We start from the raw sequence: 16,263 nt of genomic DNA, 5'->3' as shown, positions 1-16,263 counted from the left end.
CGTTGTTAGGGTGTATATTAAAAAATGGTAACGAAAAGGGCCGATTCGTTCCTGTTTCGTGGGATAGATGAAGCAATAGGTAACGCATGCCAATACACAAGCTTTTTTAGATTGTCATTTTTAATAACGGCAAAAGATTTAGGTAATGATGACAAAGCGAACTTCTTTAAGAGACTCATAATTGTAAAAGATTAGGAAACGCCGATCTAGCAAACGTGCTAAAGAGGTTCGTGTTTGTAAAAAATTAGGGAAATCCAAACCCGCAAACACCATCACCTGTATATCACTCACCCGCAGAACAATAAATGATATACCGCAATCCTCATTAGCGGTATACCACTCACTCGCAAAACGATAAACGGTATACCGCAAACACCACAAACGATATATCACAAAACCCACCCCAATAATTACTAACCACAATCCCAATCATTGAACTCCGTGCATCCCTTCGAACACACCCCATATATACATAATTAGTATTCAAACCCCATCAATTTTCTGCTTTAAAAAAAGATAAAGTAAGTAAGGCACTTTGTCTGCCGAAACTGCTAGGAACTGTCTTATAAACGGATAATCATTACTAGAGTATGTATGAAGTAACTCGCTCCACCACTCCGTTTCATATCTTGATATCATGCTTAAATTGTACAGTAATAAATAATGCGTCATGATTTCTGGGAAGAACGTTAATAGATCACGTTCCTTTGGTAAATAATATGCGTTTTCGTACAAATGGTATAAAAGTGGAGAGCTTGTCAGTGGTAAAAGAATGTTTGGTGTATTGATCTTTAATGAGATGGGATTACGGTCTTTTCCTTTTGTTTCCCCAATACTTTGAGAAGTTGCAAAAGGAAGTGTTTGTACAATGAAATCCAAGAATCTTCGGGATGTCATGTGATAACTATCTAATGCCTCTACCGGAATAACAAGTGTATCTCCATCAATAACGGTTGTTTCTAAGTACCATTGTTGTTGAAAATGTAAACTAAATAGATTTTGTAATTCAGGAATCCTTTTGAATAGCTGCTCCATTGTAAATTTTTCACCTTCCATTTGTTTCACATGGAACATACGTTCAGAAAAGTGTGAAAATAACCCGTTTTTCTGCACCTTTACTTCATCTTGGAAAAACTCATAGCTTTGTTTTTTTCGTTTTCTAGTGGAGACCCCATGAGCTAGAACGGAGGTTGATTCTGGATATTGAGGGTCAACAGTGAGAAGGCAAGCCTTCAACAACTGAACCATGCCGTAAAAAAGAAGAACGGGTTTAATGGATAGTGGAGCATTTTGAGAAAGTTGATAGTAATTTTGACCATGCTCCAAATAATATATAAAGGGATAGCTGTTCTCATAACTTTTTTTCTCGGCGTTAGGAACAGCTGCTTTTTCATAACACTTTTGTAGTAGGTGTTGAGTAGTATTTGCCGCATGTAGTGCATTAAATGATTGCCAAATAAAACGATAATCCAACAAATTCGAAACCTCCAATGTAACAACCAAAAAAAGTGCAAGATTCAAGGAAAGTTAATAATAAAAAACTCTGAATAATTAAACATATCACTCCGTCCTTGACAGTAGTTTACCCAGTTGATAATCTACTAATAATATTTTTCAATCGAAGGGGGATTTATTAGATGTGGGAAACGAAGTTTGCTAAAGAAGGATTAACATTTGATGATGTATTATTATTACCGGCAAAGTCAGAAGTATTACCTAAAGATGTAAATCTTGGGGTTCAGTTAACAAAGACGCTTAAATTAAATATCCCGATTATTAGTGCAGGTATGGATACTGTTACAGAGCATGAAATGGCAATTGCCATGGCACGTCAAGGCGGATTAGGTATCATTCATAAAAATATGTCTATTGAGCAACAAGCCGAACAGGTTGATAAAGTGAAGCGTTCAGAAAGTGGCGTTATCACCGATCCATTTTTCTTAACTCCAAGTCATCAAGTATTTGATGCAGAGCATTTAATGGGGAAATATCGTATCTCTGGTGTCCCAATTGTAAATAACCCACAAGAACAGATCTTAGTTGGTATTATTACCAATCGTGACCTTCGTTTTATTCAAGATTATTCCATTCTAATTTCTGATGTCATGACAAAGGAAAATCTCGTGACTGCCCCTGTTGGTACGACCTTAGAGCAGGCAGAAAAGATTTTACAAAAGTATAAAATTGAAAAACTTCCACTTGTTGATGAGAGTGGTGTATTAAAAGGACTTATTACGATTAAGGATATTGAAAAAGTAATTGAGTTTCCTAATTCTGCAAAGGATGCCCAGGGCCGTTTATTAGTCGGAGCTGCTGTTGGTGTATCAAAAGATACGGCTCCTCGTGTTGATAAGCTTGTAGAAGCTGGAGTCGATGCGATTGTTGTTGATACAGCACATGGCCACTCAGCAGGTGTTCTTGAAACAGTAAAAAAAATTCGAACTCAGTATCCAGATTTAAATATAATTGCAGGTAATGTGGCAACTGCTGAAGCAACCCGAGCTCTAATCGAGGCTGGTGCTAGTGTTGTAAAGGTTGGTATTGGACCGGGTTCTATTTGTACAACACGTGTCGTTGCAGGTGTTGGAGTTCCGCAGATTACAGCTATTTATGATTGTGCAACAGAAGCAAGAAAACATGGTGTTTCCATTATTGCAGATGGTGGTATTAAATTCTCTGGTGACATCGTCAAGGCATTAGCCGCAGGAGGACACGTTGTTATGCTTGGTAGCTTACTTGCAGGCGTATCCGAAAGTCCTGGTGAAACAGAGATTTTCCAAGGTCGTCGTTTTAAGGTATATCGTGGTATGGGCTCTGTTGCAGCAATGGAAAAAGGTAGTAAGGACCGCTACTTCCAGGAGGATGCGAAGAAATTTGTTCCTGAAGGAATTGAAGGACGTCTTCCATATAAAGGCCCTCTTACAGATACGATTTATCAATTAATTGGTGGTATTCGTTCAGGTATGGGTTATTGCGGTACAAAGAATCTAGAAGAGCTAAGAGAGAATGCTCAATTTATTAAAATGACAGGTGCGGGATTACGTGAGAGTCATCCACACGATGTTCAAATTACAAAGGAAGCACCAAACTATTCAACATTATAAGCTTAATTCCGACAATATAATCCATTGGTAGGATTTTTATATTAAGGTAGATAGAGTCATGTACTCTGTCTATTTTTTTTGAAGCTGATGTGTTAAAATGATTTTTGTGCGTAATACGAAAGTGGAGGTTTAAAAGGTGAAAAAACAAACACAAAAAAGATTGATTTTAAGCTTAATAGCAGTCTTTTTGCTATCGCTTATTGTAGGGCAAGTACCTCCGGCAAAGGCGGCTCCTGCTCTTGATATAAATGTAAAAAATGCAATATTGATAGATGCAAGTACTGGTAAGATCCTATATGAAAAAAATTCAGATCAGGCAGCTCCAATTGCAAGTATGGTTAAAATGATGACTGAATATCTAATATTGGAAGCTATTGATGAAGGTAGACTTTCATGGGAGCAAACGACTCAAATTAGTCAGTATGCGTATGATATATCTGCGAATAATAATTTCTCAGGTGTGGGCTTACGATTAAATCACGATTATACGGTTGAAGAGCTTTATAAAGCAATGGCGATCTATTCAGATAATGCAACTACTATTACACTAGCGGAGTTACTAGCTGGTACTGAGGGTGAATTTGTAAAGCTAATGAATAAAAAGGCGGAAGAATTAGGTCTTCCTGACTATGAGTTTGTAAATAGTACAGGGTTATCTAATTCTATGCTAGGCGATAATTATCCCGAAGGAACAAGTCCAGATGGAGATAATATGCTTTCAGCAAGATCAGTAGCATTATTAGCCTATTCGTTAATTCGTGATTATCCGCATGTATTGGATATTTCTAGTATCCCGCAACTTGATTTTTATGGTGAGAAACTAGACAACTGGAATTGGATGTTAAATCATGATCCAAGTGTTTCTCCATACCTGGCTCAATTCCATTATGAAGGAATGGATGGATTAAAAACTGGTACTACACCTGCAGCTGGTTATTGTTTCACTGGAACAGCTGAACGAAATGGGAAAAGATTAATTTCTGTTGTGATGGGTGCTACAAGTGAACCTGAACGATTTAAAGAAACAAGTAAGTTGTTAGATTACGGTTTTAATAATTTTGAGCAAATTGAAGTTTACCCTGAAGGCTACCAATTAAAGGGCAATAAAAGTCTAAAGGTTGTTAAAGGTAAAGAAAAAGAAGTAGAGATTTTAACTGAAGCACCTGTGAGACTTATTGTTCCAAAGGGTATAGATAAGTCAGCATTTAAAGCAAAATATGTGTTTGATAAAAAGGTAGTTTCAAAAGACAAAGAGGTAACAGCACCATTTAAAGAGGGAACAAAGGTCGGCCATATGGCTGTTTCCTATGATGGTGATGATTTAGGCTATATCACATCAGGCGGTGGCGATAAATTACAGGTTGCACTGGTAACAGACACAGGCGTGGAGAAGACAAATTGGTTTGTTCTCATGATGAGAGGAATCGGCGGCTTCTTTGGTGATATTTGGTCAAGTGTCGCGGATACCGTAAAAGGTTGGTTTTAAGCAATAATCGGTACGATCCTCCTTCTATTTAAAGAGGGAGGTTTTTTCAATTTCTTCCATTGCGTACTATTTTGGTATATTTACTAGGAAATATATCAAAATTGCGTTAGAATAATCTTAAGATTTTTTTAATAGGCATTTATATATTATTTATCAAAATATGGTATGATAAAGCGTATAAATAAGCTAATCTAATTAAACATCATATAGGGGGAATCGTAGTGGCAAATACAGGTACAGATCGAGTAAAACGAGGAATGGCTGAAATGCAAAAAGGCGGCGTTATTATGGACGTTGTGAATGCAGAGCAGGCTAGAATAGCTGAGGAAGCGGGCGCTGTGGCAGTAATGGCATTAGAGCGTGTTCCAGCTGATATTCGTGCAGCAGGTGGAGTTGCTAGAATGGCAGACCCAACAATAGTTGAACAAGTAATGGGTGCTGTTACTATTCCCGTTATGGCAAAAGCTCGTATCGGTCATATAGTAGAAGCAAGGGTACTAGAGGCTATGGGGGTTGATTATATTGATGAAAGTGAAGTTTTAACTCCAGCAGATGAAGAGTACCATTTAAATAAACGTGATTTCACTGTCCCATTTGTATGTGGATGCCGTGATTTGGGTGAAGCAACTCGACGTATCGCTGAAGGCGCATCTATGCTTCGCACAAAAGGTGAGCCTGGAACAGGTAATATCGTTGAAGCTGTACGTCATATGAGAAAAGTAAATGCTCAAATTCGCAAAGTTGTCGGCATGAGCGAAGATGAATTGATGACAGAAGCGAAAAATTTAGGAGCGCCATTTGAATTATTACTTCAAATCAAACAAGAAGGTCGTCTACCAGTTGTTAACTTTGCAGCAGGTGGTGTTGCGACTCCGGCAGACGCTGCATTAATGATGCAACTTGGTGCTGATGGTGTATTTGTAGGTTCTGGTATTTTTAAATCAGACAATCCTGCTAAATTTGCTCGTGCAATTGTTGAAGCAACTACACATTATCAAGATTACGAATTAATTGCCCATCTATCAAAAGGTTTAGGAAATGCCATGAAGGGTATTGAAATTTCATCATTATTACCAGACCAACGCATGCAAGAACGAGGCTGGTAAGTTAGAGGTGTTCAGTCGTGGTTAAAATTGGAGTATTAGGACTTCAGGGTGCTGTTAGAGAGCATATACGTTCAATAGAAGCCTCTGGAGCAGAAGCAGTCATAGTAAAAAAGGTAGAACAGCTTGAAGAAATTGACGGACTAATTATCCCTGGTGGGGAAAGCACGACTATGCGTCGCTTAATTGATAAATATCAATTTATGGAACCTTTACGTGCGTTTGCAGCAGAGGGAAAACCAATGTTCGGCACTTGTGCAGGGTTAATCCTTCTTGCAAAGAAGCTTGTTGATTATAAAGAACCGCATCTTGGTTTAATGGATGTGGCGGTTGAGCGAAATTCATTTGGTCGTCAACGTGAGAGCTTCGAAGCAGAGTTAATGATACCTGGAATCGCTGAGGATTTTGTAGGTGTGTTTATTCGTGCACCACATATTGTAGAAGCGGGAGAAAACGTTGAGGTCCTTGCAAAACATGATGGTAGAATTGTGGCAGCGCGTGAAGGTCAATTTTTAGGGTGTTCCTTCCATCCGGAATTAACAGATGATCATCGTTTTACTGCGTATTTTGTAAAAATGGTCGAAGAATCAAAAGCAAAAAACCTTGTATAAACAAACGAAACATGGTAAAACTGAAGATAATAATAAATGATAAATCTATGATAGGAAATAGTAACTTGTTTTTTTTCTTAAGAGAGTCGGTGGTTGGTGTGAACCGATGAAAAAGACTTGTGAATCCATCCTTGAGTGAAATACTGAACCGTACGTTTTCTAAGTAGGTATTTTCGGTAAATCCGTTATCTTTTTCAAGAGGGGGATACTTGTATCCTCAACTAGGGTGGTAACGCGGGTTAACTCTCGTCCCTTTTTTAGGGACGGGAGTTTTTTATTTGCCTTTTTATTGTCGAGAGGATAGATTTATTTTTACTTATTACATAGATTTTAGGAGGTTTTAGTGATGTTGGATATTAAATATTTACGAAGCCATTTTGATGAGGTAAAAGAAAGACTAAAGTTTCGTGGTGAAGATTTAACGGATCTTGGCCGTTTTGAAGAATTGGACAAAACACGCCGTGAACTTATTGCGAAAACGGAAGAGTTAAAAGGCCGTAGGAATGAAGTGTCTGGACAAATTGCCGTTTTAAAAAGAGAGAAAAAGGATGCTGACGCTCTTATTTTGGAAATGCGTGAGGTTGGAGATCAAATTAAGGAATTGGATACGGAATTACGAGGTGTGGAGGAACAATTAGAACATCTTATGTTATCTATTCCAAACATACCTCATGAAAGTGTGCCTATTGGTGAATCTGAGGATGATAACGTTGAAATTCGCAAGTGGGGTAAACTACCTGAATTTGGTTTTGAACCAAAGCCACACTGGGAAGTTGCCGACCAACTTCAAATACTAGATTTCGAACGTGCTGGTAAGGTCACGGGAAGCCGTTTTGTATTTTATAAGGGGCTAGGTGCTAGACTAGAAAGAGCCTTATTTAACTTTATGTTAGATCTTCATGTGGAGGAACATGGGTATGAGGAAGTCATTCCTCCTTATTTAGTGAACCGTGCAAGTATGACTGGAACAGGACAGCTTCCAAAGTTTGAAGAGGATGCATTCCTGATTGAAAGTGAAGATTATTTCTTAATTCCGACTGCAGAGGTTCCTGTTACGAATCTGCACCGCGATGAAATCTTAAGTGGTGAAGAATTACCAATTAAGTATGCAGCATTTAGTGCTTGTTTCCGTTCTGAAGCCGGTTCTGCTGGAAGAGATACAAGAGGCTTGATTCGTCAACATCAATTTAATAAAGTGGAGTTGGTGAAGTTTGTTAAGCCAGAAGATTCTTACGCAGAACTAGAAAGCCTAACAGCAAATGCTGAAAAAGTACTTCAACTGCTAGGTCTTCCATATCGGGTTTTAAGCATGTGTAGTGCTGATTTAGGATTCACTGCTGCGAAGAAATATGACATTGAGGTATGGATTCCAAGCTATGAAACATACCGTGAAATTTCTTCTTGTAGTAATTTTGAAGCATTCCAAGCAAGACGAGCAAATATCCGCTTCCGTAGAGATAGAGATTCTAAGCCAGAGCATGTTCACACATTAAATGGTTCTGGGCTAGCAATTGGTCGAACTGTGGCTGCGATATTAGAAAATTACCAACAGGAAGACGGCACGGTGGTTATTCCTGAAGTATTACGTCCATATATGGGAAATAAGGAAGTAATCGGTCCGAAGAAGTAACAATGGAAAGGGCCAGGATTTATTTTATCCTGGCCTATAAATTTTTTTGAAAAAATGTTGACTTTCACTTTTGAACTGTGGTATATTAATTTTTGTCGATACGGAGGAATACCCAAGTCCGGCTGAAGGGATCGGTCTTGAAAACCGACAGGGGTGTTAAAGCCCGCGGGGGTTCGAATCCCTCTTCCTCCGCCATATTATTGAAAATAATACTAGCGCATAAAGTATTGGAGATGGACTCGTTACTGTCATGGTAACGAGTTTTTTACTTTTTATTTATAATTAATAGATCCAAAAAGAACCCCTTTTGAGTTTGTCGCTCAAAAGGGGTTTTTTTAACTTTTTAAAAGCTCAGTCTGTCTAATGAAATTTGATATTTTCGCGATAATCGGTTCAATTGAACTTTCATCCTGCATAATATCGTACTCATTAATGTTTAATCGAAGAACGGGGCAAGCATTAAAGTTATTGATCCATTTTTCATATCGGCCGTGCATTTCTTCCCAATAAGAAATCGGGGTTTGCTGCTCCATTGGTCTTCCACGTTCATGAATGCGACTGATAATATCATCAAGACTTCCTTCAAGATAAATTAATAAATTCGGATGAGGAAAATACGGTGTCATCACCATTGCATCAAAGAGGTTGGTGTAGGTCTCATAGTCGACAGGTGCCATTGTACCTTTTTCGTAATGCATTCTAGCGAAAATACCTGTATCTTCATAGATGGAACGATCCTGAATAAATCCACCACCATATTCGAAGATTTTCTTTTGCTCTTTAAAACGCTCGGCAAGGAAATAGATTTGAAGGTGAAAGCTCCATCTTTCAAAATCAGCATAGAACCGATCTAAATATGGATTAGTATCCACTTTCTCAAAAGAGGTTCTAAATCCAAGTGCATCTGCCAAGGCTTTTGTCATGGTAGACTTTCCTACACCAACGGTTCCAGCAACGGTAATCACTGCATTACTAGGGATATCATATTTATTACGCAAATTCATTATGTCTAACTCCTTTTTCGAGAATGATGTCATCTATTTTTGATAGAATTTGATCAAGGTCACTTTTATTTTGCACAAAGTCAAACTCGTCCCCATTAAATCGAATGACAGGAATATCGGGATGGGATTTTTCGAACTGTGTCATGAATTGCTCATAATCACGGCTAAGTTGACTTAAGTATGCTGGATCTATATTTTTTTCAATGTCTCTACCACGCATTTCAATTCGCTCTAATAACGTATCAAGACTTGCATGTAAATAAATTACAACATTCGGAACAGGCATATCTGCCGTTAAGATCTTGTAAATCTGAAGATATTTTTGATATTGATGTGTTTTCAATGTACGCTCGGCGAAAATAATATTTTTGAATATATGATAATCCGCAACAACCGGTTGATTTTTTTGAAGGTAAAAATCATTAATGTCTTCAAGTTGTTTATATCGGTTACAGAGGAAAAACATTTCTGTTTGAAAGCTCCATTCATCTATATCTGTATAAAATTTCCCTAAGAATGGATTTTCATCGACAATCTCTTTAAGTAAGGCAAATTCAAAGCGTTCTGAAATAGCCTTAGCGAGAGAGGTTTTTCCAACTCCGATTGGACCCTCTACTGTAACAAAAGGAATCCTATTACCCATCTCGTGTCCCCCTTTTTATCTAATCAAATGCGCCTTCGCGTATTTGCGCCCGATTTTTAGGCCCACAGGATGTGGGTCATAAAGACGTTGCCACAGGAAGTGGCGCTTTTAGTCTTTAAACTTTCTGCTCGAAAAGTTTCCTTTGAAAAATCGTGGCATCCGCCGGAGGCTTTAACTTTATTCAGTCATAATTTAAATACCACGCATAATTGTATATATAATTGCATTTTTAATTTCAATAGGAACCTTTGTTGAATAAAGTTAAATTGCACAGATAAGGATTATTTTATCATAGGAACAATGAAGATTGTTATGTATTGTCGAAAAAACAAATTGGGAAAATTTGAAGTGCACATGATGTAACCTATTAGACTTAATTCTCTTAAAGTAAGTCGTAAATAAAAAAGGAACTCGAGTTGTCGAGCTCCTTTTAGGAATCCTATCTTTTTACAACATTAAAATTGTTTGTGATCAACAGCCAGTTTTGCGGGAACGGAAGTCCAAGCTTCCAGTAACTAATTCCTCGCAAATTTAATTCCTTAATCAAATCAAACTTTGCTTGAATACTTCTTGCATCTTCAAACCACACCTTATGCTGCTTTCCAGCGGAGTCTGTATAGTCAAAGTGAGGGGCTTGTGCTTTTGTATCGTATTGGATTGGAACATTATTTTGCTTTGCAATTTCAATCGCTCGTTGCGGGCTAACGGCCTTCGCATACTCGCCGCCTTGAACAAATGGAAGTGTCCAATCATAGCCGTAGAGGTTTTGTCCCATCATAATTTTCGATCCTGGCATTTCGGTAAGGGCATATTCAATGACATCCCGGACCGGACCAATTGGAGAAACCGCCATTGGTGGCCCGCCACTATAGCCCCATTCATACGTCATGATGACGACAAAGTCGACAATTTCACCGTGTGCCTTATAGTCATGGGCTTCATACCAATCGCCTTTTTGTGTTGCACTTGTTTTTGGAGCGAGTGCTGTTGAAAGCAGCCAGCCCTCTTGATCAAAGCGCTTTTTAGCCTTACGCAAAAAGTTGTTATACGCTTCACGGTCTTGGGGACGTAAAAATTCCATATCAAAATGAATATCCCGGAAACCGTATTTTTTTGCCGTTTCTATAATTGTATTTAAGAGCTTATTTTGGATATCTTCATTATTAAGCACAAGTTTACCTAATTCATCACTAAATTGCCCATTTTCTAAATTAGCTACGACCATCATGAGTGTCACATTATTTTCTTTTGCAATGCTTGGAAAATTGTTCAGCAAAGGTTCCTTTAAAGTGCCGTCCCGTTGTATTTGAAAATTAAAAGGGGCTAAGTAGGTTAAGTATGGAGCTGCTTGTCGTGTACTTCTTTCAAGAGCGGGACTTACTGAAGATCCTAATGGTTCAACATAAGCATTGATTTCTGCATTTCGTTTTGGACGTTCCGGAATATAAATTCTAAGTCCGACTTGTAGTGGCCGATTAGGTGGAATTTGGTTGATTTGTGCTAATTGCTGATAATTCACCCCAAATTTATCGGCTATGGACCAAAGACTATCACCAGGTTGCACCCAGTAAAATTGACCAACAATCGGGATGACCATCGCCTGACCGACCACTAATTTATTTGGTTCAGAAATTTGATTTGCACGAACAATTTCATCGACCGTTGTACCATATGCCTGTGCAATTTCGAATATAGATTGTCCCCGTTCAACAACATGAATTTGCATGTTTGACCTCCTCATTCTACAATCTAGGTAACACACCTTTATTACTCTATGAGAGAAAAGGGAAGAAGATGCTTGGTTAAAGAGCCTAAATGCCATGTAAGGGAGTATTTAATCCGATGAAGTCTGATGAGTATTATATGAAATTAGCGATTGAACAAGCGAAAAAGGCAGCAGCTATAAATGAAGTACCTATAGGTGCCGTACTCGTTATAAATGACGAAGTGATCGCCTCTGCCCATAATCTTCGTGAAACACAGCAACGCTCAATTGCACATGCAGAGTTACTGGCGATTGATGCAGCATGTAAACAAATTGGTTTTTGGAGATTAGAGAACGCCACCTTGTATGTCACGCTTGAACCATGCGCAATGTGCTCTGGAGCGATTGTACTATCTCGAGTGAATAGGGTTGTATACGGTGCAAGCGATCCGAAAGGTGGATGTGCAGGAACCTTGATGAATCTATTACAGGAACAAAGATTTAATCATCAAGCGGAGGTTATTTCGGGTGTCTGTGAAGAAGAGTGCGGACAGCTGTTAAGCTCATTTTTTAAAGAGATCAGAAGGAAAAGGAAAGAAGAAAAGAAAACGACAACTGGTACAACTTGAAAAAACTTACAGTTAGTATAGATTGATTTTTTTCGGCTAAGCCTTTATACTAAGAATGTGTCACAAAGACACCTAACATTTGGTATCAATTTTGCCGTGCTAAGCGGGGAGGTAGCGGTGCCCTGTACTCGCAATCCGCTCTAGCGAGGCCGAATCCCTTCATAGAGGGTAGTTATTGTAGGGACTGACTCAAGTAAGTGGTGTTGACGTCTGGGTCCTACGCAATGGGAACCCGTGAACCCTGTCAGGTCCGGAAGGAAGCAGCAGTAAGCGGACTCTCCCATGTGCCGTAGGGTTGCCTGGACCGAGCTAACTGCTTGAGTAACGCCTGGGGTAACTATTCGACGGAAGGTGCACGGCAGTTATACTACATAAAACAACTCACTCATTCGGGTGGGTTTTTTTATTATTTATTTTTACATGAATGGTATAATCACTTTGTACTGAATATTCACTTCCTGTATAATAAGAAATGGACGATAAGAAGGAGGGGCAAAACCAATGGCATACCAAGCATTATACCGTGTCTTTCGACCACAAGAATTTCATGATGTGGTAGGACAAGAACATATTACGAAAACCTTGCAGAATGCCCTTCTTCAAGAGAAGTTTTCACACGCCTATCTTTTTTCAGGACCAAGGGGAACAGGAAAAACAAGTGCTGCGAAAATTTTCGCAAAAGCAGTAAACTGTGAGCACTCTCCTACAGCCGAACCTTGTAATGAATGTGCGGCATGTAAAGGTATTACAGATGGCTCAATCGCTGATGTAATTGAAATCGATGCTGCATCGAATAACGGTGTTGATGAAATCAGGGATATTCGTGATAAAGTAAAATATGCTCCAAGCGCAGTACGATATAAAGTATATATCATTGATGAAGTTCATATGCTTTCAATCGGAGCATTTAATGCCTTGCTGAAAACATTGGAGGAACCTCCGCGACATGTCATTTTTATTTTGGCAACAACTGAACCACATAAAATTCCACTAACAATTATTTCTAGATGTCAACGCTTTGATTTTCGTCGTATTACTACACAAGCAATTGTCGGGCGAATGAAAACAATCATAGCTGAACAAGATGTAAATGTTGAAGAGCAAGCTCTTTATGTAATTGCAAGGGCGGCTGAAGGTGGAATGCGGGATGCCTTAAGCTTACTTGATCAAGCAATTTCGTTTAGTGATGAAGAGGTAAAACTTGAGGATGTTCTAACAATTACGGGAGCTGTATCGCAAACCTTTTTAACGAATATTGTCAGGGCAATTCGCGATCGTGATGTTCGAACGGCCTTAAAGACACTGGATGAAATGATGGATCACGGGAAAGATCCGATGCGCTTCATTGAAGATATCATTTTTTACTATAGGGATATGCTTTTGTATCAAACTGCCCCTCAATTAGAAGAAGTGTTGGAGCGGGTCTTAGTCGACGAGGACTTTACGGAACTTGCAAAAAGCATACAGGGTTCTGAAATCTACGAAATTATTGATATTTTAAATCAAGCCCAACAAGAGATGAAGTGGACGAATCACCCACGCATATTTTTAGAAGTAGCGCTTGTAAAGCTTACCCAAATGGAACAACAACATTCGCTAGAGTCATTGCCACAAATGGAAGGCTTGCTGAATAAAATAAATAAGTTAGAGTCTGAACTCGCTTCCATTAAAGAAAAAGGTGTGGTAGCCCACCCACAGGATACAAAGCCAGCCGAAAAACGTCCACAAAAGTCATCAAGAAACGGCTATAGGACACCGGTTGGAAGAATCAACGAGATATTAAAGAGTGCAACTAGACAAAACCTCGACTTATTAAAAGGAAAATGGGGCGATATGCTTGAGCAGCTTCGCAGTCAAAATAAAGTATCGCACGCAGCCCTTTTAATCGAAAGTGAACCAGTTGCAGCTTCTACAAATGCATTTGTGTTAAAATTTAAATACGAAATCCATTGTAAAATGGCATCAGAAAACCCTGAAGTAAAAGAAAATCTAGAAAATATTCTTTCTGGACTAACTGGGCATAGGTTTGAAATGATTGGTGTTCCAGATGATGAATGGGGTAAAATTAGAGAAGAGTTTATCCGTGGGCAACGAACCGATGATGATAATGAAAGACCAGAGGAAACAGAAGACCCTCTTATTGCAGAAGCAATGAAAATCGTTGGTTCAGAACTCATTGAAATAAAGGAATAATAAGAGTAACTTTAAGGAGGAAATGAACATGATGCGTGGTGGCGGAATGGGAAATATGCAAAAAATGATGAAACAAATGCAGAAAATGCAAAAGGATATGCAAAAGGCACAAGAGGAACTTGCTGAAAAGATAGTTGAAGGAACTGCTGGTGGTGGTATGGTCACTGTGAAGGCAAATGGTCAAAAAGAAATTATTGATGTCGTTATCAAAGAAGAAGTGGTAGACCCAGAAGATATCGAAATGCTCCAAGACCTAGTATTAGCGGCGACAAATGATGCGTTGAAGAAAATCGAAGACCTTACAAATGAAACAATGGGTCAATTTACAAAAGGAATGAACCTACCGTTCTAATCGTCGGTTTGAAAGGACTTAGATAGATATGCATTATCCTGAACCAATATCTAAGCTAATAGACAGCTTTATGAAATTGCCAGGTATCGGCCCGAAAACGGCCGTGCGTCTGGCTTTTTTTGTATTAAATATGAAAGAGGATGTCGTACTTGATTTTGCGAAGGCTCTTGTCAATGCAAAACGAAACCTCACATATTGCTCTAATTGTGGGCATATAACAGATAGAGATCCATGTTACATTTGTGAAGATGAACGTCGTGATAAAACCCTTATCTGTGTACTTCAAGATCCAAAAGATGTTATCGCGATGGAGAAAATGAAGGAATACAATGGTTTATATCATGTGTTACATGGAGCTATTTCTCCTATGGATGGTATTGGTCCAGAGGATATCAAAATACCTGAATTACTCAAACGACTTCAAGATGATACAGTACAAGAAATCATTTTAGCGACTAATCCGAACATCGAAGGGGAAGCTACAGCTATGTATATTTCCCGTCTACTAAAACCAACAGGAATTAAAATTACAAGAATTGCCCACGGTTTACCTGTTGGTGGAGATTTAGAGTATGCTGATGAAGTAACACTATCAAAGGCGCTTGAAGGACGTCGGGAATTATAGGAGGTCTTTTATGCTTTTTAAAAAGAAGAGAAAGCTTCGAAACGAATTTAACCAACAGCTATTTACTCAATTAGAAATCGCAAAGAAGGAATGGATGAGACAGAAAAGCCTCATTGAAAAAAGTATTGAACCTTCTGGTGATATTTTAAATGATCTAAAAGTAGCAGAAACAAAATACTTCTTTTTATTACGGGAAGCAAAAAGACGAAAAATATTTCTATAAAAAAAATCCTACCAAGGCATGATGGACTCCTATGGTAGGATTTTTTGCTGACTATTTGCTAAAACAAAATAGGACAAGAGGTTCTTAAAATCTTTCATTCACATAGAATAGTAGTACAAGTTGTGTGAAGGAGTGAAGTTTGATTGGAACCAAAGATTGTAATATCCATACTCGGAGGATTGATCGTACTTGTGCTTCTAATGGGAGCCCCTCTAAAGCCCATACGACTAGTAGGACAAGTGTTTGTTAAAGTTCTAATTGGAGCCTTGTTTTTATTTTTCTTAAATGCATTTGGAGCCTCATTTGATTTACATGTTCCAATTAATCTAGTAACATCTGCTGTATCTGGCCTGCTTGGTCTTCCAGGATTAGCTGCACTCGTGATTATAGACTTATTTATTATAGGATAAAAAAACAAATGGATTTCATTTGTTTTTTTATTTGGTAACGAGTGCGGTAAGTTTTTAGGAAAGAGTAATTGCTTGTTTTTGAAATTATTTTAGTATAATTTATTGACATTCAACTTAAGCGGGTGTATATTTATATTCCTCACAGGGAATACCAAATGAATAAGAAAACATTTTAAAAAGTGGTTGACTTATTTTTGTGAGGATGTTATATTAATAAAGTCGCTTCTGAGAGGCGAATAAAAAAGTTCTTTGAAAACTGAACACAATACAAGCGTCAACGTTAATTCTAAGTAAAAAAACTTATTGAGCAAGATCTTTGCTTCTTGAAATGCTTCTTCGGATTTTGCGAAAGGTATTTTAAGCAATCAATACTCTTATTGGAGAGTTTGATCCTGGCTCAGGATGAACGCTGGCGGCGTGCCTAATACATGCAAGTCGAGCGAACCTGAGGGAGCTTGCTCCCAAAGGTTAGCGGCGGACGGGTGAGTAACACGTGGGCAACCTGCCTGTAAGACTGGGATAACTTCGGGAAACCGGAGCTAATA

The 16,263-nt window shown here is 38.5% G+C and carries 16 protein-coding genes, 1 tRNA gene, 1 rRNA gene, 1 other RNA gene and 1 other annotated feature; of the genes, 14 read left to right on the top strand and 5 right to left on the bottom strand.

Annotation, left to right across the window (positions count from 1 at the left end; genetic code table 11):
* Positions 1-138: 138 nt before the first annotated feature.
* Together E1I69_RS22010 and E1I69_RS22005 are read right to left on the bottom strand one after the other, a co-directional pair.
* Positions 139-393: a hypothetical protein gene (locus E1I69_RS22010; protein WP_136381680.1), complete on the bottom strand. Its 255-nt coding sequence runs from the start codon at positions 391-393 to the stop codon at positions 139-141.
* 90 nt (positions 394-483) lie between these two features.
* Positions 484-1,476: a YaaC family protein gene (locus E1I69_RS22005; RefSeq protein WP_136381679.1), complete on the bottom strand. Its 993-nt coding sequence runs from the start codon at positions 1,474-1,476 to the stop codon at positions 484-486.
* 161 nt (positions 1,477-1,637) lie between these two features.
* On the opposite strand from E1I69_RS22005, the gene guaB reads away from it, so the two are divergent.
* The 6 genes from guaB to E1I69_RS21975 all read left to right on the top strand — a co-directional run bounded on the left by guaB (position 1,638) and on the right by E1I69_RS21975 (position 8,129).
* Positions 1,638-3,104, top strand: a complete 1,467-nt coding sequence (guaB, locus tag E1I69_RS22000; RefSeq protein ID WP_136381678.1) for an IMP dehydrogenase — start codon at positions 1,638-1,640, stop codon at positions 3,102-3,104.
* Positions 3,105-3,240: 136 nt separating this feature from the next.
* On the top strand, positions 3,241-4,590 hold the full coding sequence (locus E1I69_RS21995) for a D-alanyl-D-alanine carboxypeptidase family protein (RefSeq protein WP_136381677.1): 1,350 nt from the start codon (positions 3,241-3,243) through the stop codon (positions 4,588-4,590).
* Positions 4,591-4,811: 221 nt separating this feature from the next.
* Positions 4,812-5,696 carry a pyridoxal 5'-phosphate synthase lyase subunit PdxS gene (gene pdxS, locus E1I69_RS21990; protein WP_136381676.1) on the top strand — a complete coding sequence of 295 codons (885 nt, stop codon included), beginning with the start codon at positions 4,812-4,814 and terminating at the stop codon, positions 5,694-5,696.
* A 17-nt stretch (positions 5,697-5,713) separates the two neighbouring features.
* Positions 5,714-6,304, top strand: coding sequence for a pyridoxal 5'-phosphate synthase glutaminase subunit PdxT (pdxT, locus tag E1I69_RS21985; RefSeq protein ID WP_136381675.1), 591 nt, complete (start codon positions 5,714-5,716; stop codon positions 6,302-6,304).
* A 38-nt stretch (positions 6,305-6,342) separates the two neighbouring features.
* Positions 6,343-6,561, top strand: a binding site (T-box leader).
* 89 nt (positions 6,562-6,650) lie between these two features.
* The gene (gene serS, locus E1I69_RS21980; protein WP_136381674.1) at positions 6,651-7,934 is read left to right on the top strand and encodes a serine--tRNA ligase; all 1,284 of its coding nucleotides are present in this window, start codon (positions 6,651-6,653) and stop codon (positions 7,932-7,934) included.
* A gap of 102 nt (positions 7,935-8,036) precedes the next feature.
* Positions 8,037-8,129, top strand: a tRNA-Ser gene (locus E1I69_RS21975).
* A gap of 140 nt (positions 8,130-8,269) precedes the next feature.
* Here E1I69_RS21975 and E1I69_RS21970 read toward each other — a convergent pair.
* The 3 genes from E1I69_RS21970 to E1I69_RS21960 form a co-directional block, all read right to left on the bottom strand.
* Positions 8,270-8,938: a deoxynucleoside kinase gene (locus E1I69_RS21970; protein ID WP_136381673.1), complete on the bottom strand. Its 669-nt coding sequence runs from the start codon at positions 8,936-8,938 to the stop codon at positions 8,270-8,272.
* A complete protein-coding gene (locus E1I69_RS21965; protein WP_136381672.1) occupies positions 8,925-9,581 on the bottom strand; it encodes a deoxynucleoside kinase in 657 nt (218 codons plus the stop codon). The genes E1I69_RS21970 and E1I69_RS21965 overlap by 14 nt, the downstream gene beginning before the upstream one ends.
* 439 nt (positions 9,582-10,020) lie before the next feature.
* Positions 10,021-11,307, bottom strand: coding sequence for a glycoside hydrolase family 18 protein (locus E1I69_RS21960; protein WP_136381671.1), 1,287 nt, complete (start codon positions 11,305-11,307; stop codon positions 10,021-10,023).
* A 116-nt stretch (positions 11,308-11,423) separates the two neighbouring features.
* On the opposite strand from E1I69_RS21960, the gene tadA reads away from it, so the two are divergent.
* The 8 genes from tadA to E1I69_RS21920 all read left to right on the top strand — a co-directional run.
* On the top strand, positions 11,424-11,915 hold the full coding sequence (tadA, locus tag E1I69_RS21955; protein WP_136381670.1) for a tRNA adenosine(34) deaminase TadA: 492 nt from the start codon (positions 11,424-11,426) through the stop codon (positions 11,913-11,915).
* A 94-nt stretch (positions 11,916-12,009) separates the two neighbouring features.
* An RNA gene (gene ffs, locus E1I69_RS21950) (signal recognition particle sRNA large type) lies at positions 12,010-12,274 on the top strand.
* 142 nt (positions 12,275-12,416) lie between these two features.
* The gene (dnaX, locus tag E1I69_RS21945) at positions 12,417-14,108 is read left to right on the top strand and encodes a DNA polymerase III subunit gamma/tau (RefSeq protein WP_136381669.1); all 1,692 of its coding nucleotides are present in this window, start codon (positions 12,417-12,419) and stop codon (positions 14,106-14,108) included.
* Between the two features lie 31 nt (positions 14,109-14,139).
* A complete protein-coding gene (locus tag E1I69_RS21940) occupies positions 14,140-14,460 on the top strand; it encodes a YbaB/EbfC family nucleoid-associated protein (protein WP_136381681.1) in 321 nt (106 codons plus the stop codon).
* A 28-nt stretch (positions 14,461-14,488) separates the two neighbouring features.
* Positions 14,489-15,085 (top strand): recombination mediator RecR, encoded by a 597-nt coding sequence (gene recR / locus E1I69_RS21935; protein ID WP_136381668.1) that lies wholly within the window; start codon positions 14,489-14,491, stop codon positions 15,083-15,085.
* 10 nt (positions 15,086-15,095) lie between these two features.
* A complete protein-coding gene (locus E1I69_RS21930; protein WP_136381667.1) occupies positions 15,096-15,308 on the top strand; it encodes a YaaL family protein in 213 nt (70 codons plus the stop codon).
* A gap of 143 nt (positions 15,309-15,451) precedes the next feature.
* Positions 15,452-15,718 (top strand): pro-sigmaK processing inhibitor BofA family protein, encoded by a 267-nt coding sequence (locus E1I69_RS21925; RefSeq protein ID WP_116354843.1) that lies wholly within the window; start codon positions 15,452-15,454, stop codon positions 15,716-15,718.
* A 374-nt stretch (positions 15,719-16,092) separates the two neighbouring features.
* A 16S ribosomal RNA gene (locus E1I69_RS21920) occupies positions 16,093-16,263 on the top strand; the annotation flags it as partial.

Origin of the sequence: Bacillus timonensis, assembly GCF_004799755.1 — a bacterium.
In the GTDB taxonomy this organism is placed as follows: domain Bacteria; phylum Bacillota; class Bacilli; order Bacillales; family Bacillaceae_L; genus Ferdinandcohnia; species Ferdinandcohnia timonensis_A.
The sequence above is the reverse complement of the archived record's forward strand: the minus strand, read 5'-3'. Positions and strand labels throughout refer to the sequence as shown.

What these genes read in the sequence shown, in the direction of transcription:
- E1I69_RS21970 (WP_136381673.1), bottom strand. Translation starts at nt 8,938, where the DNA reads ATGAATTTGCGTAATAAATATGATATCCCTAGTAATGCAGTGATTACC.
- E1I69_RS21960 (WP_136381671.1), bottom strand. Translation starts at nt 11,307, where the DNA reads ATGCAAATTCATGTTGTTGAACGGGGACAATCTATATTCGAAATTGCA.
- tadA (WP_136381670.1), top strand. Translation starts at nt 11,424, where the DNA reads ATGAAGTCTGATGAGTATTATATGAAATTAGCGATTGAACAAGCGAAA.
- recR (WP_136381668.1), top strand. Translation starts at nt 14,489, where the DNA reads ATGCATTATCCTGAACCAATATCTAAGCTAATAGACAGCTTTATGAAA.
- E1I69_RS21965 (WP_136381672.1), bottom strand. Translation starts at nt 9,581, where the DNA reads ATGGGTAATAGGATTCCTTTTGTTACAGTAGAGGGTCCAATCGGAGTT.
- dnaX (WP_136381669.1), top strand. Translation starts at nt 12,417, where the DNA reads ATGGCATACCAAGCATTATACCGTGTCTTTCGACCACAAGAATTTCAT.
- guaB (WP_136381678.1), top strand. Translation starts at nt 1,638, where the DNA reads ATGTGGGAAACGAAGTTTGCTAAAGAAGGATTAACATTTGATGATGTA.
- E1I69_RS21930 (WP_136381667.1), top strand. Translation starts at nt 15,096, where the DNA reads ATGCTTTTTAAAAAGAAGAGAAAGCTTCGAAACGAATTTAACCAACAG.
- serS (WP_136381674.1), top strand. Translation starts at nt 6,651, where the DNA reads ATGTTGGATATTAAATATTTACGAAGCCATTTTGATGAGGTAAAAGAA.
- E1I69_RS21940 (WP_136381681.1), top strand. Translation starts at nt 14,140, where the DNA reads ATGCGTGGTGGCGGAATGGGAAATATGCAAAAAATGATGAAACAAATG.